Here is an 18,061-nt window from a genome sequence, read left to right as displayed (position 1 = left end):
CGGGTGAGGAAACAGCATGAAAGGTAATGAACGTATGACCCCCTCTGTGCAAATGCATGAGTTACTCACCCTTGTCCTGATTACGCACAATCGCCCTGCGTTCTTGCGCAGGGCGTTGCAGTATTACGCAACGCTGCCTTGCCGCATCATGGTCCTGGACTCTTCGACCGACGCCGCAGAAGGCATTGAGGAGCAGTTCCCGCAAGTCGATTACCTGCACCTGCCGCAATACGCCTACTGGGGGATTCAATCCAAGCTGATCCACGGGGTCAATTTGGTCAGCACCCCGTACATGCTGTTCGCCGCCGACGACGATTTCATCCTGCCCTCCGCGATCAACGACAGCGTTGCGTTTCTGCAGGATCACCAGGACTACGGCATTTGCCACGGCTACTGCCTGATGTATTCCTCCCATGGCAATAAGGTTCGGTACCTGCGCCGGGACAAGAAGGTTCAAGAGGACTACGACAGTGAGCAGGGTCTGACGCGTATCCATGACTACGTGAGTCAGTACCTGCCGCCGTTCTACGCCGTGACCCGCACCTCGTTGCTCCGCGACTGGTACGAGACGCTCCCGGCCGGGGTGGCTTTCGAATGGCAGGAAGTGGGTCATGTCTACTATTTGCTGGCCCGAGCCAAGGCCCGAGTGTTGCCGATTCCCTACGTCGTACGCGAAATCAACATCGGCGGCTCGGAGCACAACACCGAGATCTATACCAAGCTTGCCGGTGTGGACGCCGCGACGGTTGCCGAGCGTGATGCGTTTGCAGGTTTTCTGAGCGGTGTCGCTGCACCGTTGTTCGGTGTCAGTGCCCAAGAGGTGAAGGACGCCACGCTGGAGAGTTTTGAGGCGTTTGCCGAATGCCTCCGCACCCGCAAATCGCTGACTGCCGAGCTCATATTTGACTCCACGTGGACCGACTTCAAAGGCCAGCCAACGCGTCTGTTCGGCCCGCATCAATACGTAGAAATGCCGTTCTACAACCAGGCCTTTTTCGATCAGCTGACGGCTCAGGAATTCCTGTTGCACGCCATGCCTGCCGGGTATGTGCAACTGGCCGAACTCGAAGGCATCTGGGTGCGTCAGGAAGCGCTGTTGGCTACCCACGCCAACGATGTGCCGGAAACCGTGATCAACCGCCTGTGGGCCGCGATGGACCTGAACGCGTTCAACCGGCGTGTGGTCAAGCGCCTGGCGCAACTGCTGACCGAGCAGGACGCCGAGGAGGCACCGTTGATGAACGCCTGGGCCGAACGGCTCGCGGCAGCCCCTGACTACGACAGCCTTCGCCGGCTTGAGGCGATGCCCTCGGGCAAGCTTCTGAACTGGCTCCCAGCCCGTAACCCTGACGCCGCTGAAGCGTCGGCGATTGGTCGGTACCTGGCCGAGAAAGATGGCGGGCCCGTGTTCGGTCTGCTGTTGCTGGACCTGGAAAGCGACATGGACAAGCTGCAAGTGACGCTCGACAGCCTGGTCGAAGGGCACAACAAGGCCTTTCGCGTGGTCGTGTTCACCACCGCCGAGCCGCCAACGTCGACGACCTTCAGCAACACGCTGCATTTCGTCAAGGTCAGCGCCAGCAACTACGTCGACAAACTCAATCAGGCCGTGCGCCAGATGACCAGCGACTGGGTCATGCTCGCTGAAGTCGGCGATCAGTTCACCGCGTCCGGCCTGTTGCGGGCGGGCCTGGAATTGCTCGGCGCCGACGGCATTCGTGCGGTGTGCGCCGATGAAATCCTGCGTCAGCCCAACGGCGCGCTGATCCATCAGTTCCGACCGGGCGTCAACCTGGACCTGCTGCAAGGGTCGCCGACCGGGATGGCCCGGCACTGGCTGATCCGGCGTGAGGTGTTCATCGAAGCGGGCGGTTATTCCGCCGATTTCAAGAACGCGCTGGAATTCGACCTGCTGCTCAAAGTCATCGAACAGGGCGGCCTGGGCGGTCTGGCCCATCTGGACGAGCCGCTGCTGATCAGCGACGCGCCGCAGCTGGCAGATAACCCCCATGAGCGCACGGCGCTGGTCCGTCATCTGGGCGCGCGCGGCTACAAGGCGCTGGTCACCTTCGGTGAGGCCGGCACGTTGCAGATCGATTATCAGCACAGCGCACGCCCGCAGGTGTCGATCATCCTGCATGGCGCTGACGACCTGGACGCCTTGCAACGTTCGGTCACCAGTATCCTGCAGCGCACGCGCTACAGCGCGTACGAAGTGTTGGTGCCCGTGCATCAAGGCACCAGCGCCGCGATGCTGGACTGGCTCGCCAGCCGCGAGAAAGCGTCGAACCGCCTGCGCGTCATCCGTGACGATGGTGACCGCACAGGGCCTGCGCAACTCAACGCGGCGGCCCGTCAGGCCCAGGGCGAGTACCTGGTGCTGCTGGCCGCCAACGCTGAAATCGTCAACCCGAACTGGCTGGGCACGTTGCTCAACGGCGGCCTGCGGCCCGAGGTGGGCATCGTCGGCGCCAAATCGATCGACAGCACCGGCAAGCTGACTCAGGCGGGACTGATTCTGGGCATGAACGGCGGCGTGGGTTCACCCTTCGTTGGCGAGGAGAAAAATGCCCACGGCTACTTGCAGCGCTTGCTGGTAGAACAGAACTACAGCGCCGTTTCAGCGACGTGCCTGATGGTGCGCAAAGAACTGTTTGACGCCGTCGGTGGTCTGGATGAAGCGCAGTTCGCGCAAGGCTTTGCCGATGTCGACCTGTGCCTGAAGGTGGGCCAGGCGGGCTACCTGACCGTGTGGACCCCTCACGTGCAGATCGTTCATCCGGGCACCGTGCCTGACGCGCCCGGCGCATTGGCGGCGCTCAAAGACAAATGGGCCGCTTCGTTCGCCCATGACCTTGCCTACAACCGCAACCTGTCCCTGACGGGTAAAGGGTTTACCCTGGCAGCGCCGACCCCGGTGAATTGGGCGCAGTTGCTCGCTTAGGGCATCACGTAAAGGACATCGTCATGTTCAACGGCAAATCAGTGTTTATCTCGGGCGCGACCGGTTCGTTCGGTCGCGTATTCATCCGCACGCTGCTGGAGCGCTATCAGCCCCGGCGCGTGGTGGTGTTTTCCCGCGATGAGCTCAAGCAATACGAAATGCAGCAGGAATTCAATGCGCCCTGCATGCGCTATTTTCTCGGCGACGTGCGCGATGCCGAGCGCTTGCACCAAGGCATGCGCGGCATCGACTACGTGGTTCATGCGGCGGCGCTCAAGCATGTGCCCGCAGCGGAATACAACCCCACCGAATTCATTCGCACCAACGTCAATGGCGCGGAAAACATCATCTCGGCGGCCATCGCCAACGGGGTGAAAAAAGTCATCGCGCTGTCCACCGACAAGGCGGCCAGCCCGATCAACCTGTACGGCGCCACCAAGCTGCTCTCGGACAAACTGTTCGTCGCCGCCAACAACATCGGCGGAGAAGAGCAGACGCGTTTTTCCGTGGTGCGCTATGGCAACGTTGCCGGGTCCCGAGGCTCGATCGTGCCGTTCTTCAAGAAGCTGATCGCCGAGGGCGCCACAGAACTGCCGATCACCGATCCGCGCATGACCCGCTTCTGGATCACCCTGGATCACGGCGTGGATTTCGTGATGCAGAGCTTCGCGCGCATGCACGGCGGCGAAGTGTTCGTGCCGAAGATCCCGTCGGTGCACATCGTCGATCTCGCGAAGGCCATGGCGGTTGATCTGCCGCACAAGCTGGTGGGCATTCGTCCGGGTGAAAAACTGCACGAACTGATGGTGCCCCAGGACGACGCCCGCATGACGCTGGAGTTCAAGGATCACTACACCATCGTGCCGTCGATTCGCTTCAACAGCGTGGACACCGATTTCACCACCGACGCTACCGGTGAAAAGGGCCGCCCTGTGGCCGATGAGTTCGAATACCGCTCCGACACCAACCCGGACTTCATGTCGGTGGCACAGATCAGCCAACTGCACGCCGACATCCAGCCATGATTCCGTACGGCCGTCAGAGCCTCGATCAGGCGGACATTGACGCCGTGGTCGAGGTGCTCAAATCGGACTGGCTGACCCAGGGGCCGACCATTGAGCGCTTCGAAGTGGCGATGGCGGCGCGCTGCGAGGCAGGTTTTGGCGTCGCGGTCTGCAATGCCACGGCGGCCCTGCACATCGCTTGTCTGGCGGCGGGATTGGGGGAGGGCGACTGGCTCTGGACCAGCCCCAACACCTTTTTGGCCTCGGCCAATTGCGGTCGCTATTGCGGGGCTAATGTGGACTTCGTCGACATCGACCCGTACACCTGGAACCTCGATGCCGACGCGCTGGCGCAGAAACTGAAGATCGCCGAAGGCGAAGGCACGCTGCCGAAAGTGCTGGTGGCGGTGGCGTTTTCGGGACAGAGCTGTGAAATGCGGGCGATCCGCGAGCTGTCGCGACGCTATGGGTTCGTGGTCATCGAAGACGCCTCCCACGCCGTGGGTGCCCGCTACGCCGGTCGCCCGGTGGGTTGCGGCGAATACGCCGACATGACGGTGTTCAGCTTCCATCCGGTGAAAATCGTCACCACGGGCGAAGGTGGGCTGGTGCTGACCAACCGCCCCGAACTGGCCGAGCACTTGCGGCGTCTGCGCAGCCACGGCATGACCCGCGACCCGGCGCAGATGGACGAACCGAGCCACGGCCCGTGGTATTACCAGCAGGTCGAACTGGGGTTCAACTACCGCATCACCGACATGCAGGCGGCGCTGGGCCTTTCGCAACTGGACAAACTGGAGGGTTTTCTGGCGCGCCGTCGTGCGCTGGTGGCCCGGTATCAAACCCTGCTCGCCGATCTGCCGCTGACCTTGCCGACCCTTCAACCCGACGCCGAATCGGCGTGGCATCTGTATGTCGTGCGGGTGCAGACCGAGGGCTTGAGCGTCAGCCATCGCGTCGTGTTCGAAGGCCTGCGCGCAGCGGGCATCGGCGTCAACGTGCATTACATCCCGGTCCACTTGCAGCCTTATTACCGCGACCTAGGCTTCAGGCCCGGTGATTTCCCCGAAGCCGAGGCTTATTACGCCCAGGCCATCAGCCTGCCGATGTACCCGGCCATGACCGACGAGCAGCAGGACTACGTGGTCGATCACTTGCGGCGTTTGCTCGCTGACGGTCAAGGTCCGCAACGATGACCGCGCTCGCCGTGATTCCTGCCCGGGGCGGCAGTCAGCGCATTCCGCGCAAGAACCTGAAACTGTTCAACGGCGAGCCGATGATCGTCGGCTCGATTCGCGCTGCGTTGAAAAGCGGCCTGTTCGACCGCGTGGTTGTCAGCACCGACGACGAAGAGATCGCCGACGTAGCGCGTCAACATGGCGCTGAGGTGCCGTTCCTGCGGCCGGCGGAGCTGTCCGATGCCTTCACCGGGACCGGACCGGTGGTGCAACACGCGATCCGCACGCTGGACCAGCGCTACGACTACACCTGCTGCATTTACGCCACGGCGCCGCTGTTGCAGCCGCGCTTTTTGCGTCAAGGGTTCGAGGCGTTGCAGGCGGCGCCGGACAAGGCCTTTGCATTTTCGGTGTGCAGTTTCGGATTCCCCGTTCAACGCGCCCTGAAGCTCAACGATGACGGCAGCGTCGACGCCATGCACCCCGAGTTTCGCCACGTACGCTCCCAGGATTTGCCAGCAGCGTATCAAGATGCCGGTCAGTTTTACTGGGGGCGCAGTGAGGCGTGGTTGCGAGGCGACGTGATGTTTTCGCCCCTGAGCCTGCCGGTGATCCTGCCTCGGCATCTGGTCCAGGACATCGACGACGAAGAAGACTGGCTGCGCGCTGAATACCTCTATGCGGCGCTGAAGGCGGGCGGGGAAATCGAGCCGTGAGAGTGCTGATTCGCGCCGACGCGTCCATCGCCATTGGCAGCGGCCACATCGCCCGCTGCCTGACGCTGGCCAATGTCCTGCGCAATGGCGGCGCCGAGGTGGTGTTTGCCTGCCGGGCGTTGCCCGGCCATTTGCTGCAACGACTGCGTGACCAAGGCTACGTCGCCCACGGCTTACCCGAGCGTTATCCGCACGAGCAGAGTGGCGCGGGCATCGAGGCGCGCTTGCCATGGCAGGCCGACGTCAATGCCCTTGCCGATGCCGTTGCGCAGGCGCCGCGTTTCGATTGGCTGATCGTCGATCACTACGGGCTGGATGCGCAGTGGGAGCGTGCGGCGCGGCGTTTCGCCCGGCGCTTGATGGCCATCGACGACCTGGCCAATCGGCCCCACGCCGTGGACCTCTTGCTCGACCAGAATTTTTCCGCTCACGCCGTGCCGGGGGCTTACGCCCAGTGGGTGGACCGCGATTGCCAGACGTTTCTCGGCCCCCGGTTCGCCCTGTTGCGTGACGAATTCCAGTGCCAGCCCATCGTGATCAAACCGAAGGTGAAGCGGGTGCTGGTCAACTTTGGCGGCTTCGATGCGGCCCGTCAGGTGTACGCCACGTTGGTGGCATTACAGGGCTTCGATGATCTGCACGTGGATGTCGTCGCCGGGCTGCATAACCCCGAGTGGGCCGCGATGAGCGCGCTGGCGGAGGCGCACCCGAACTGGCATGTGCAGACGCTGGTCGACGATTTTTTCGCGCGGATGCAGCAGGCGGACCTGTTCATTGGCGCAGGCGGCGGCACGACCTGGGAGCGCGCCGCGCTGGGGTTGCCGACGATCTGTATTTCGGTGGCGAACAATCAACAGCTCAATGCACAGCTGCTGGCCGAGGCGGGCATACACCTTTACCTCGGCCCCCATGAGCAGTTGGAACCGCAGCGATTGGTCGAGGCGATTGCCCGACTGATCGACGACGCGCCGCAACGTCGGGCGTTCGCTGAACGCTCACGGGCGCTGGTGGACGGCTGCGGCGCGCAACGGCTGGCGGACGCGCTGATCGGCGCTGTCGGGCCATGACCCTTTTTCAGTGAGTGAGCGACCCATGAAGGCTTTCAAGATCGGCCCCAGAACCCTTGGCCATGACGCGCCGCCGTTCATCATCGCGGAGATGAGCGGCAACCATAACCAGTCGCTGGAGCAGGCGTTGCGCATCGTTGAGGCCGCCGCGAACGCTGGCGCCCATGCGCTGAAGTTGCAGACCTACACCGCTGACACCATGACGCTGGACATTGCCGAGGGTGAGTTTTTCATCAAGGACCCCAACAGCCTGTGGGCGGGAACCTCGTTGTATGCGTTGTATGAACAGGCCCACACGCCGTGGGAATGGCACGCGCCGATTTTCGCTCGGGCGAAGGAATTGGGGCTGTTGGCGTTCTCCACGCCGTTCGATGAAACCGCCGTGGACTTTCTGGAAAGTCTTGACGTCCCGGCGTACAAAATCGCCAGCTTTGAAAACACCGACCTTCCGCTGATCCGCAAAGTGGCGGCCACCGGCAAGCCGATGATCATTTCCACGGGCATGGCCAGCATCGCCGAGCTCGACGAAACCGTGCGCGCCGCCCGAGAGGCCGGGTGTCAGGACCTGGTGCTGCTCAAATGCACCAGCACCTACCCGGCGTCGCCCGAAAACAGCCACATTCGCACCATTCCCCATTTGGCGAGCCTGTTCGGCTGTCAGGTCGGGCTGTCCGATCACACCCTGGGCGTCGGCGTGTCGGTGGCGGCGGTGGCCATGGGCGCGACGGTCATCGAAAAACACTTCACCCTCGACCGGGCTGCCGGCGGGGTGGACGCCAGTTTTTCGCTGGAACCTGCCGAGATGGCCAGTCTGGTGACAGAGACGGAGCGCGCCTGGCAAGGGCTCGGCCATGTGCAATACGGCGCGACCCAGGCTGAGCAGAAATCGCTGGTCTACCGCCGGTCGCTTTACGTCGTCAAGGATGTGGCCGAAGGGGAGGCGTTCAGCAAAGACAACGTCCGCGCGATCCGCCCGGGGCTGGGCCTCGCACCCAAACACATCGACCGCATCCTCGGCCGCACCGCCCGCCAGGCCGTCAAACGCGGCACGCCGTTGCGCTGGGACGTGGTGGGCTGACTTGTCGATGGCAACTGTCCCATCGCTTTCGCTGCCGTCGTAACCTCCGGCCTCTCCCACCGCTATCAGGCACGACGCAGGCCCTGTGGGGGCTTCCCGAGGTTACGACGGTGGCGAACAGGTTCTGACTGACACACCGCGCCCACACCGCCGTGACATCTTCATGTCAATTGCCTGTCTGAACCCTAATCCACCCTTGCGCAGCACTCATCGGTCAGCTAAAAGCTTGTAAAACTTTTGGTGACCTGTGAGTCATAACGGGCATCTTCACTGTATCGTGCTCGCAGAAGAGGATGGCATCAGGCTGATTTCACAGACTTTCTCTGGTCGCCCGAGCCATTGCGTCGCCGGTTTTCCGGCTGCGAGCCCCGGATTTCAATGCCCCGCCTTCGAGCGATGGGTGATGTTCAGCAGATTTTGATTGGGAAGCCATGATGATTGGCATTAAAAGCATAGCGAGTTACGTGCCTAAGGCTGGCGTCGACAATTACGCGCAGGGCGCCAAATTCGGCAAGGATGAAACCTTCATCCTCGGCAAGATCGGTTCTGCTTTTCTGCCCCGCAAGGAAGACGCCCAGGAAACCTCCGACCTCTGCGTCGAAGCCGCCAACCAGTTGTTCGCCAACAACCCCGACTTGTCCCGCGACGCCATCGACGTGCTGATCGTCGTGACTCAGAATGGCGACGAAGAAGGCTTGCCGCACACCTCCGCCATCGTCCAGCACAAGCTGGGTCTGTCGACCAACGTGGCGACGTTCGACATCTCGCTGGGCTGCTCGGGCTACGTTTATGGCCTCTACGCGATCAAGGGCTTCATGGAAGCCACGGGCTTGAAGAACGGCTTGCTGATCACCGCTGACCCGTATTCGAAGATCGTCGACCCCGAAGACCGCAACACCACCATGCTGTTCGGCGACGCCGCCACCGCCACCTGGATGGGCGAAGACGCGCCGTGGCACCTGGGCAAGTCAAAATTCGGCAGCGACGGCGGTGGCGCGGAGTTCCTCAAGACCATCAACGGCGATTTCTATATGAACGGCCGTCAGGTGTTCAATTTCGCACTGGTCAAGGTGCCCGCACACCTCAACGAATTGCTCACCGACTCCGAGCTCCAGGCGTCGGACATCGACGCGTTCTGCATCCACCAGGGCAGCGCCGCCATCGTTGATGCCGTGGCCCGCCGTTTTGAAGAGGGCGCGTCCGCAGACAAGTTCGTCAAGGACATGCTCGAAACCGGCAACACCGTGTCGTCGAGCATCCCGCTGCTGCTGGAAAAGCACATGCTCACCGGGCCCTGGAAGCGCGTGGCCATCAGTGGTTTCGGCGTGGGCTTGTCGTGGGGTTCGGCGATCCTTTATCGTCCCTGACCTATAGTCACGTACAAAACGGCGACGCTGACCCTCACGTCGCCGTTTTGCATTCTGTTCTTCTCGTGGGATAGGGACGTTGTCATGAGCGAGATTCTCCAGCGCAACCTGGCGGCGATCGAACGGCGGTGGCCCGACGTCGCCCGGCGTCTGCTGGCTGAAAACACCGATGCGGTGCCTGCGCAACTGCTCGAAGGCCAAGGCTCGACGCTCAGCGTAAACGGCGTCCAACTCACCAGCCGCCATGACCGCGTCGCCGAAGCGCGGGTGCAGGCCGACAGCCTTCCCCCCGGCAGCCCTCATGTTCATGTCTACGGCACCGGCCTCGGCGATTTGCCCCGGGTGCTGCTGGCCACCGACACCCTGCAAACGTTGCACGTCCACATCCTCAACGGCGCGCTGTTCGCGCTGGTCCTGCAACTGCTGGAGCACGACGACTGGCTGTCCGACCCGCGCGTACGTCTGGTCTACGCCGATGCCGCTGCGGAAATTTGCCTGCCGTTCTTCGCGTTGCCCGCCGAACTGGTGCTGGCCGACGACAGCAGCGCGCGGATTCGTGACCGGCTGGTGAGCGAAGTCCACGTGCGCTTCACCAATCAGGATTTCGCTCCGGACAACCCCGAGAACGCTCAGCGACTGGAACAGGGCAGGGCACTGCTGCTGAACGACGCAGACGTGGCCGACCTGTTTGGCAGCCAGCGCGGTCGTGATGTGTTTGTCATCGCGACCGGCCCCAGCCTGCAACAGCACCTGCCGCGACTGACGCAAGTGTTTCACGCCGCTGAGCGACCCGTGTTCATTTGCGTGGACACCGCTTACGTGTCATTGCGCCAACACGGTATCAAGCCGGACCTGGTGGTCAGCATCGACCATCGCATTGCCCCCCGTCACCTGCCGCCCGACGATTCCGACGGCATCGCGCTGGTCTACCTCCCCGGTCAGGACGCCGACGTCCTCAAGGCTTGGCAGGGGCCGCGCTACGGAGGCTACTCCAGCAGCCCGATCTATTCGGTGATCCGCGAAGCGATTCCCCGTGGCAGCCTGCACATGGGCGGCAGCGTGATTCACCCGGCCGTCGATCTCGCGGTGAAAATGGGCGCGCCGCGCATCACCCTGTTCGGCGCCGACTTCGCCTTCCCCGGCGGCAAGACCCACACCGGCTGGGGCGACGGCCATTTGGGCCCGAACGTCGACATCGCACGCCACTGGGTGCTCGACGGCCGGGGTGACAAGGTCAAGACCCAGCTCAACTTCCGCAGCTACCTCATCGAACTGGAACGCTACATCGCGCTGCACCCTGAAGTGATCTTCCTCAACACCAGCCGCGACGGCGCATTCATCGCCGGCACCGACTTCGACCCGAACTGGACCCCGGCATGAACGACGCCTCCCCAACCCTCATCGACACGGCCTGCCACTGCGCGCGCCTGTTCCGCCTGGGGCGCGACATCGAAGCGTCGCTGAAAATGGTCGACCTCATCGACACCGCGATGCCGTTGATGGCCTCACGGGCGGCTGCGGAGCAGGCTGAATGGACGCGGGTGTTGAGTGCGATTCTGGCGTGTCAGGAACGGCAGGACTGGTTGGGCGTGGCGGATTGGTTGGAGGTGGAGTTTGTGGGGTTGGTCAATACCACCCACGTGATCTGATTCACTAGTTGGAGAAACTTCCTACAACTTGTTAAGAAAGTTTGAATTCAAGAAGCCCGAAAGGGCTTTTTTTAATCAATTTTTTTAGGGCTAGTCATATTAATGACTTAGCCACTTTATTACCCGACACGTGTCGTGGTGGCACGTCTTGAATCAGCATGACCGCGTTAAAGCCATCTTGGGAGTCGGCGATAACGAAACTGTAGGTTTTCCGGGAGAAATGGACTTCCCCGCTTTTTGAAAACCTGCCGTTTCTATCAACGAGGGAATTCAAAATGGCTTTAACCGTCAATACCAATATTGCGTCGTTGTCCGTTCAACGGAATCTGAACCGGTCTTCCGAGTCGTTGAGTACGGCCATGACCCGTCTGTCTTCGGGGTTGCGGATCAACAGTGCCAAAGATGACGCGGCGGGTATGCAGATCGCGAATCGGCTTACGAGTCAAATTCGCGGTCTCACCGTTGCACAACGCAACGCCAATGACGCTATCTCAATCATTCAAACGACGGAGGGTGCGCTGAAGCGTTCGACGGATATCTTGCAGCGCATGCGTGATTTGGGTTTGCAGGCAAAGAATGGCAATAACAGTCCAGCCGAACGCCAAGCGATCAATAAGGAGTTTCTGGAGTCTCAGGAAGAGTTGTCGAGGATTTCATCGACTACCCGTTTCGGGCGTGACTTGAATTTGCTGGATGGAACAGCGGGCACACTGACGTTTCATGTCGGGGCCAATACCGGACCGAGCGAAGAAATCAGTTTGTCGCTGAATAAAAGTTTTGGAGCGTCGACCTTGTTTGTCGCTACGAAAACGATTGACGAAGTTCAAGCAGGGCCGGGGACCACAGGCAATCGGAAAGTGGTCGCTGGGGAGTACACGCCTTATGCGCTGGACGGGACGGGCTATCGAAACACCGTTGAACCGAAGGTCACTAAGCAGATGCAGACGGATGTCGCCGATAAAACCAAACTGGTCGCCGCTGCACAGGCCGGATTGGATGCAGCCAATAAGCTTGATCCGGCCGATCCTGCGACGGCAGGGGCTATCACGACGGCGACGACTGCGGTCACGGATGCTCAGAAAGAGCTTGATACCGCCGCCGCGACGCTTAAAACCGCCCAAAAGGAAGATGAGGTCAATGAGCCTCTCAATAACGCAGCGATCAACGACAACATCGATGCAACCGTCGACGCCGTTGGCAATGCCTTGGAGATCCTGAACGCGTTCACGGCTGAGCTGGGTGCCAAGCAAAACCGGCTCACACATACGGTCGCCAACATTTCCAACGTTGTGGAAAACGTGACGGCCTCGCGAGGGCGAATCGAGGACGTCGACTTCGCCGCCGAAACCGCCGAGCTGACCAAACAGCAAACCCTTCAACAAGCCTCGACCGCCATCCTCGCCCAAGCGAACCAACTGCCTGCGGCGGTGTTGAAGCTGCTTCAGTAAGGCGAGTCTTTTCAGTTAAACCGCTGAACCGGGCACGTCCAGGCGACGTGTCCGTCTTGAATTCCGTTGGTAATCATAGGTTTGACGTCTTGATTAAAGCTTGCGAGGGTCCCGCCGAAACGCTGTGTAACCCCCGTCGAAAGCAGGGGTGGCGCTCTGGTGGCAAAAAATTTTCGAAAAGCCCTCAAGCTCCTGGCAACCACGACGATAAACATTACGAAGGTTCTCTAGGCCACACCCGGCGCTTGCCAGGGCCGGAAAGCCGCAGTACCCAACCAACGAGGAATTCATCATGGCTTTAGGCGTAAACACTAACGTAGCTTCCTTGGCTGTTCAGAAGAACCTGGGCAAAGCTTCCGATGCACTGTCGACTTCGATGACTCGTCTGTCGTCCGGTCTGAAAATCAACAGCGCTAAAGACGACGCAGCCGGCCTGCAGATCGCTACTCGCGAAACTTCGCAAATCCGTGGCCAGACCGTAGCAATCAAGAACGCCAACGACGGTATCTCGATGGCTCAGACGGCTGAAGGCGCTCTGCAAGAGTCGACCAACATTCTGCAACGTATGCGTGAACTGGCTGTTCAGTCGCGAAACGACACCAACGGCTCGGCTGACCGTACCGCTCTGAACGCTGAATTCGCTCAGATGTCGGACGAACTGACCCGTATCTCGGCTTCGACCAACCTCAACGGCAAGAACCTGCTCGACGGTTCCGCCGGCAGCATGACTCTGCAAGTGGGTTCGGACGTAGGTTCGGCTAACCAGATCACCCTGACCCTGACCGGCAAGTTCGACGCAACTTCCCTGTCGGTTGCCAGCGGTTCGGTTGCGATCTCCGGCACCAGCGCCACTGCTTCGGGCAACATTGACAAGGCGATCACTTCGATCGACGCGGCTCTGGCCAAGATCAACTCCACCCGTGCTGACCTCGGTGCTTCGCAAAACCGTCTGACCAGCACCATTTCCAACCTGCAAAACGTCAACGAAAACGCCACCGCTGCACTGGGCCGTATTCAAGACACCGACTTCGCAGCTGAAACCGCTAACCTGACCAAACAGCAAACTCTGCAACAAGCTTCCACCGCTGTTCTGGCCCAGGCTAACCAACTGCCTTCCGCTGTACTGAAACTGCTTCAGTAATATCGGAATGAGTTTTGGCGGGGGAGTGTGCTTGCGTACTCTCCCGCTTTTTACTTTTGAGAGGTGAGTAGACATGGACATAAGTACGCGGCTGAATCTGTCTTATGCTGCTGTGCAGACGACGCCATTGGTCACGGACAAGACCCCGGTACCTGCTCCGGTCATTCCCGCTCCTGATCCCGTGTCGGCTTCTGATACGGACACGAACAAAAGTAAAGACTCAAATTCCGACAAAGGTGATCAAGCCTTGAAAGCCGCCGTCGATCAGATCGAAAAATTCGTTCAGTCGGTTCGGCGTAATCTGGAATTCTCCATTGATGAGGCATCCGGTAAGGTCGTTGTGAAAGTCATTGCCAGCGAAACAGGTGAAGTGGTGCGGCAGTTGCCGTCCGCCGAAGCGCTGAAAATCGCTGACAGCCTTCAGAACGCTCATAGCCTGTTGTTCGACGCTAAAGTCTGAGTGGCATGAAACGTGTACGCGGTTGTTTTGAGCTGTGATTAGTCAAAAGACCGACTCAACCTGAAAGGAGACACACATGGCGAGTCCAATTACCCCATCAACCGGCCTGGGATCTGGCCTGGCGATTGGCGATATCGTTACCGCGCTGGTCAACTCTGACAAGCTCGCGAAGCAAACGCAGATCACGACCCAGACCAAACTGGTCACGACCAAGCTTTCCGGCATCGGCACGCTGCAATCGGCGTTGTCGGCGTTTCAGACATTGCTCAAACCCCCAACCGGCACCACCAGCAAACTGCAATTCGCAGGCTATGCGGCGACCTCCTCGGACGCCACCAAAGTGAGCGTAACCTCCGACAACTCTGCCGTGCCTGGCACCCACACGGTTGTCGTGAACAAAGTTGCAACCAGTTCCAGCGTCGCAACTGCGGCTTTTGCTGGCGGCAGCAGCAGTGCTATTCCGACTGGTACCCTCACCATCAGTCAAAATGGCATTGATAACCCGTTTACCATCCCCGACGGCTCCACGCTGGCTGACGTTGCCAAGCAGATCAACGCTCAGACCAAAACCACCGGCATCAGCGCCAACATCATCACCGACACCAATGGTTCGCGGCTGGTGTTTGGCTCGAACGTCACTGGAGCGGGTTCGGATATCACCACCAGCAGTAGCATCGCGGGCTTTACCATCAATGCGAACACGCCGATTGACACAACCTCGGCCAGTTCTGCTGGCTATATCGGCGCCCAGGCGATCAGCGCTGACGTAACCATTGACGGTTTCAACTTCGTCAGCAAGAGCAATACCATCGACAAGAACCTCGGGGGTGTGTCGCTGACGTTGCTGCCGGGCAGTGACAAATCGACGACGCCGGTGACCGTGACAGTTGCCACCAACACCGACGGGCTCAAGGCGTCGCTGCAAGCGTTCGTCGATTCCTACAACTCGGTTGTCAAAGCCGTCAGCACGGTCACCAAAGCCACGGTCAGCGCCACGCCCGACCCTACCACCGGCGCGACCGTGACCCCTGCGGCCCTGACCGGCGACTCGATGCCGCGCTCCATTCTGTCGGCACTGCGCAACGAGCTGGTCACCACGGGCGCGGGCGGCGACCTGTCGGTGCTTTCGCAGCTCGGCATCACCACGGCCCAGGCAGACGGTACGCTTTCGCTGGACAGCACCAAGTTCGATGCGGCCATGAGCAAAGGTCTGGCGGGCGATGTGCAGACACTGTTCAGCGGGACCGGTGACGGCAGCAACGGCCTGATCGCGCGCATGAACACCGCCATCACGCCGTACACCCAGACTGGCGGTATTTTTGCCACTCGAACCACCAGCCTGAACAAGCAGCAGAGCGACTTGCAGGATCAGCAGGCGGCGCTGGACCTGCGTGTGACCACGCTGACCGCTACACTCACTGCAAAATACAACGCGATGGACCTGTTGGTCGGACAGCTGAAGGCGTCGGCCACGAGCATCACCTCGTTCTTCGACTCTTTGAACGCGTCGAAAGGCTGATCCTTAGCGCTCTAAACCATGACCCGGCCCATGTGCCGGGTTTTTGGCATCTGGCCTTAAAGTTTCCCAAGGCCGTGTCGATACATTGAATATACGAACTTCGAGTTGTGCGAGGTAAGAAAACATGAACCGTATGGCAGCCCTTCGGCAGTATCAGAAGGTTAATTCACAGGCGCAGACCGCCGTGGCCACGCCGCACCGTCTGGTACAAATGCTCATGGAAGCCGGCCTGGACCGCATCGCTCAGGCCAAAGGTGCCATCGAGCGTAAAGACATTGCGGCCAAAGGCGTATTGATTGGCAAGGCCATCGAGGTCATCGGTGGCCTGCGTGAAGGGTTGGACATGGAGAAGCAGGCTGAAGCCCTGGCTCACGTCGACAACCTGTATGTGTACATGATGAAGCGTCTGGCCGAAGCCAACATCAAGACCAGCCCGAAAATCCTCGACGAAGTCAGCGATTTGCTGACCACCGTCAAGGAAGGTTGGGACGGTATCGGCGATCAGCAACCCGCGCTGTGAAGGAGACGACCATGAGCGCTGCACTCAAGCGAATCGAAGAAACCCGCGAAGCCCTGGTCGATGCCCTCGCCGAACGCGATTGGGAGACGATCGGCAAGCTCGACCTGGCCTGCCGTGCCTGTGTCGACGACGTGATTCGTGAGGCGAATGACGATGAGCCTGACTTGCGCAGCAATCTGGAAGAGTTGCTGGGGGTCTATCGGCAGTTGATAGATATCGCTGTGGGCGAACGCCAAGCGATTGTCGATGAAATGTCGCAGATCCAGCGAGCGAAATCCGCGGCAAAGGTTTACCATCTGTTCGGTTGACGCTGGGTTGATCGAAAAAATATGTGCGCCATAAAATTGACTGTGTACGGTTTTTTGACTTAACTAGTGATGTTCACTAATTTCTGGCTGTTGTAAACGTCTCTGCGGACCATACACAGGCCAAGCTTGCCCCTGAAGGGCATCGAGTTGACTAGGGAAGTTGCTATTGCATGTGGCGTGAAATCAAGATTCTGCTGATCGATGACGATAGCCAGCGCCGCCGTGACATGGCGGTGATTCTGAATTTTCTCGGCGACGAGAACCTGTCCTGCTCCAGTACCGACTGGCAGCAAGTCGTGGGTTCTTTGGCATCCACTCGGGAAGTCCTGTGCGTATTGGTCGGCACCGTAAATGCCCCGGGCAGTCTTCAAGGGCTGCTTAAGACCGTCGCGGCATGGGATGAGTTCCTTCCTGTTTTGCTGATGGGCGAAAATTCTTCGGCTGACCTGGCTGAAGACCTGCGTCGACGCGTGTTGTCCACCGTCGAAATGCCGCCGAGCTACAGCAAGCTGCTGGATTCCCTGCACCGCGCTCAGGTGTATCGCGAGATGTACGACCAGGCCCGTGAGCGTGGCCGTCAACGCGAACCCAATCTGTTCCGCAGCCTCGTCGGCACCAGCCGTGCGATCCAGCACGTGCGCCAGATGATGCAGCAAGTGGCCGACACCGACGCCAGCGTGCTGATCCTTGGCGAATCCGGCACCGGCAAGGAAGTGGTCGCGCGTAACCTCCATTACCATTCCAAACGCCGTGACGCGCCGTTCGTGCCCGTGAACTGTGGCGCCATCCCTGCCGAACTGCTGGAAAGCGAACTGTTCGGTCATGAGAAAGGCGCGTTCACCGGTGCGATCACCAGCCGGGCAGGGCGCTTCGAACTGGCCAACGGTGGCACGCTGTTCCTCGATGAAATCGGTGACATGCCGCTGCCGATGCAGGTCAAGCTGCTGCGTGTGTTGCAGGAACGTACCTTCGAGCGCGTGGGCAGCAACAAGACCCAGAGCGTCGATGTGCGCATCATTGCGGCGACCCACAAGAACCTCGAAGACATGATCGAGACCGGTGGCTTCCGCGAAGACTTGTACTACCGCCTGAACGTGTTCCCGATCGAGATGGCGCCGTTGCGTGAGCGCGTGGAAGACATTCCGCTGCTGATGAACGAGCTGATCTCGCGCATGGAGCACGAAAAGCGTGGGTCGATCCGTTTCAACTCGGCGGCGATCATGTCGCTGTGCCGTCACGGCTGGCCGGGCAACGTTCGCGAGCTGGCCAACCTGGTCGAGCGCATGGCGATCATGCACCCGTACGGTGTGATCGGTGTGGCTGAGCTGCCGAAGAAATTCCGCTACGTCGACGACGAAGACGAGCAGTTGGTGGACAGTCTGCGCAGCGACCTCGAAGAGCGCGTGGCCATCAACGGGCATACGCCGAACTTCGCCAACAGCGCGATGCTGCCGCCGGAAGGCCTGGACCTGAAGGACTATCTCGGTGGTCTGGAACAGGGTCTGATTCAGCAGGCGCTCGACGACGCCAACGGCATTGTGGCCCGTGCCGCCGAACGTCTGCGCATCCGCCGCACCACGCTGGTGGAGAAAATGCGCAAGTACGGAATGAGCCGTCGCGAAGGCGATGATCAGCTCGACGACTGACGCTCGATTGACGCCC

At 60.4% G+C, this 18,061-nt stretch carries 16 protein-coding genes; all 16 read left to right on the top strand.

Annotation, left to right across the window (positions count from 1 at the left end):
- Positions 1-16: 16 nt before the first annotated feature.
- The 16 genes from AAEO81_RS21735 to fleQ all read left to right on the top strand — a co-directional run bounded on the left by AAEO81_RS21735 (position 17) and on the right by fleQ (position 18,045).
- Positions 17-2,944: a TIGR00180 family glycosyltransferase gene (locus AAEO81_RS21735; RefSeq protein ID WP_341958976.1), complete on the top strand. Its 2,928-nt coding sequence runs from the start codon at positions 17-19 to the stop codon at positions 2,942-2,944.
- Positions 2,945-2,967: 23 nt separating this feature from the next.
- Positions 2,968-3,969: a UDP-N-acetylglucosamine 4,6-dehydratase (inverting) gene (pseB, locus tag AAEO81_RS21730; protein WP_166598014.1), complete on the top strand. Its 1,002-nt coding sequence runs from the start codon at positions 2,968-2,970 to the stop codon at positions 3,967-3,969.
- Positions 3,966-5,144 (top strand): UDP-4-amino-4,6-dideoxy-N-acetyl-beta-L-altrosamine transaminase, encoded by a 1,179-nt coding sequence (gene pseC, locus AAEO81_RS21725; protein ID WP_341958975.1) that lies wholly within the window; start codon positions 3,966-3,968, stop codon positions 5,142-5,144. The genes pseB and pseC overlap by 4 nt, the downstream gene beginning before the upstream one ends.
- Positions 5,141-5,842, top strand: coding sequence for a pseudaminic acid cytidylyltransferase (gene pseF / locus AAEO81_RS21720; RefSeq protein ID WP_341958974.1), 702 nt, complete (start codon positions 5,141-5,143; stop codon positions 5,840-5,842). Before pseC ends, pseF begins: the two co-directional genes overlap by 4 nt.
- On the top strand, positions 5,839-6,909 hold the full coding sequence (gene pseG / locus AAEO81_RS21715; protein WP_341958973.1) for a UDP-2,4-diacetamido-2,4,6-trideoxy-beta-L-altropyranose hydrolase: 1,071 nt from the start codon (positions 5,839-5,841) through the stop codon (positions 6,907-6,909). Before pseF ends, pseG begins: the two co-directional genes overlap by 4 nt.
- Positions 6,910-6,934: 25 nt before the next feature.
- The gene (gene pseI / locus AAEO81_RS21710; protein ID WP_341958972.1) at positions 6,935-7,987 is read left to right on the top strand and encodes a pseudaminic acid synthase; all 1,053 of its coding nucleotides are present in this window, start codon (positions 6,935-6,937) and stop codon (positions 7,985-7,987) included.
- A 434-nt stretch (positions 7,988-8,421) separates the two neighbouring features.
- Positions 8,422-9,354: a ketoacyl-ACP synthase III gene (locus AAEO81_RS21705; protein WP_341964594.1), complete on the top strand. Its 933-nt coding sequence runs from the start codon at positions 8,422-8,424 to the stop codon at positions 9,352-9,354.
- A gap of 84 nt (positions 9,355-9,438) precedes the next feature.
- A complete protein-coding gene (locus AAEO81_RS21700; RefSeq protein ID WP_341958971.1) occupies positions 9,439-10,734 on the top strand; it encodes a 6-hydroxymethylpterin diphosphokinase MptE-like protein in 1,296 nt (431 codons plus the stop codon).
- Entirely contained in the window at positions 10,731-11,003 is a 273-nt protein-coding gene (locus tag AAEO81_RS21695; protein WP_341958970.1) for a hypothetical protein, read from the top strand. The genes AAEO81_RS21700 and AAEO81_RS21695 overlap by 4 nt, the downstream gene beginning before the upstream one ends.
- 275 nt (positions 11,004-11,278) lie before the next feature.
- A complete protein-coding gene (locus AAEO81_RS21690; RefSeq protein ID WP_341958969.1) occupies positions 11,279-12,451 on the top strand; it encodes a flagellin in 1,173 nt (390 codons plus the stop codon).
- 292 nt (positions 12,452-12,743) lie between these two features.
- Positions 12,744-13,592 (top strand): flagellin domain-containing protein, encoded by an 849-nt coding sequence (locus tag AAEO81_RS21685; protein WP_166598004.1) that lies wholly within the window; start codon positions 12,744-12,746, stop codon positions 13,590-13,592.
- 73 nt (positions 13,593-13,665) lie between these two features.
- A complete protein-coding gene (locus AAEO81_RS21680) occupies positions 13,666-14,052 on the top strand; it encodes a flagellar protein FlaG (protein WP_341958968.1) in 387 nt (128 codons plus the stop codon).
- 76 nt (positions 14,053-14,128) lie between these two features.
- The gene (gene fliD, locus AAEO81_RS21675) at positions 14,129-15,571 is read left to right on the top strand and encodes a flagellar filament capping protein FliD (RefSeq protein ID WP_341958967.1); all 1,443 of its coding nucleotides are present in this window, start codon (positions 14,129-14,131) and stop codon (positions 15,569-15,571) included.
- A gap of 124 nt (positions 15,572-15,695) precedes the next feature.
- Complete coding sequence (fliS, locus tag AAEO81_RS21670) at positions 15,696-16,091, top strand: flagellar export chaperone FliS (protein ID WP_166598001.1); 396 nt, start codon at positions 15,696-15,698, stop codon at positions 16,089-16,091.
- A gap of 11 nt (positions 16,092-16,102) precedes the next feature.
- Positions 16,103-16,399 carry a flagellar protein FliT gene (locus tag AAEO81_RS21665; RefSeq protein WP_166598000.1) on the top strand — a complete coding sequence of 99 codons (297 nt, stop codon included), beginning with the start codon at positions 16,103-16,105 and terminating at the stop codon, positions 16,397-16,399.
- 170 nt (positions 16,400-16,569) lie between these two features.
- The gene (fleQ, locus tag AAEO81_RS21660; RefSeq protein ID WP_166597999.1) at positions 16,570-18,045 is read left to right on the top strand and encodes a transcriptional regulator FleQ; all 1,476 of its coding nucleotides are present in this window, start codon (positions 16,570-16,572) and stop codon (positions 18,043-18,045) included.
- The last annotated feature ends 16 nt before the right edge of the window (positions 18,046-18,061 follow it).

This window comes from Pseudomonas sp. RC10 (assembly GCF_038397775.1).
GTDB lineage: Bacteria > Pseudomonadota > Gammaproteobacteria > Pseudomonadales > Pseudomonadaceae > Aquipseudomonas > Aquipseudomonas bambusae.
Note: the sequence above shows the minus strand (reverse complement) of the source record. Positions and strands in the feature narration are given on the sequence as shown.

Coding starts and splice junctions, on each gene's coding strand:
- fleQ (WP_166597999.1), top strand. CDS start 16,570: ATGTGGCGTGAAATCAAGATTCTGCTGATCGATGACGATAGCCAGCGC.
- AAEO81_RS21705 (WP_341964594.1), top strand. CDS start 8,422: ATGATTGGCATTAAAAGCATAGCGAGTTACGTGCCTAAGGCTGGCGTC.
- AAEO81_RS21695 (WP_341958970.1), top strand. CDS start 10,731: ATGAACGACGCCTCCCCAACCCTCATCGACACGGCCTGCCACTGCGCG.
- AAEO81_RS21735 (WP_341958976.1), top strand. CDS start 17: ATGAAAGGTAATGAACGTATGACCCCCTCTGTGCAAATGCATGAGTTA.
- pseF (WP_341958974.1), top strand. CDS start 5,141: ATGACCGCGCTCGCCGTGATTCCTGCCCGGGGCGGCAGTCAGCGCATT.
- pseI (WP_341958972.1), top strand. CDS start 6,935: ATGAAGGCTTTCAAGATCGGCCCCAGAACCCTTGGCCATGACGCGCCG.
- pseC (WP_341958975.1), top strand. CDS start 3,966: ATGATTCCGTACGGCCGTCAGAGCCTCGATCAGGCGGACATTGACGCC.
- AAEO81_RS21685 (WP_166598004.1), top strand. CDS start 12,744: ATGGCTTTAGGCGTAAACACTAACGTAGCTTCCTTGGCTGTTCAGAAG.
- fliS (WP_166598001.1), top strand. CDS start 15,696: ATGAACCGTATGGCAGCCCTTCGGCAGTATCAGAAGGTTAATTCACAG.
- AAEO81_RS21665 (WP_166598000.1), top strand. CDS start 16,103: ATGAGCGCTGCACTCAAGCGAATCGAAGAAACCCGCGAAGCCCTGGTC.
- pseB (WP_166598014.1), top strand. CDS start 2,968: ATGTTCAACGGCAAATCAGTGTTTATCTCGGGCGCGACCGGTTCGTTC.
- AAEO81_RS21700 (WP_341958971.1), top strand. CDS start 9,439: ATGAGCGAGATTCTCCAGCGCAACCTGGCGGCGATCGAACGGCGGTGG.
- AAEO81_RS21680 (WP_341958968.1), top strand. CDS start 13,666: ATGGACATAAGTACGCGGCTGAATCTGTCTTATGCTGCTGTGCAGACG.
- AAEO81_RS21690 (WP_341958969.1), top strand. CDS start 11,279: ATGGCTTTAACCGTCAATACCAATATTGCGTCGTTGTCCGTTCAACGG.
- fliD (WP_341958967.1), top strand. CDS start 14,129: ATGGCGAGTCCAATTACCCCATCAACCGGCCTGGGATCTGGCCTGGCG.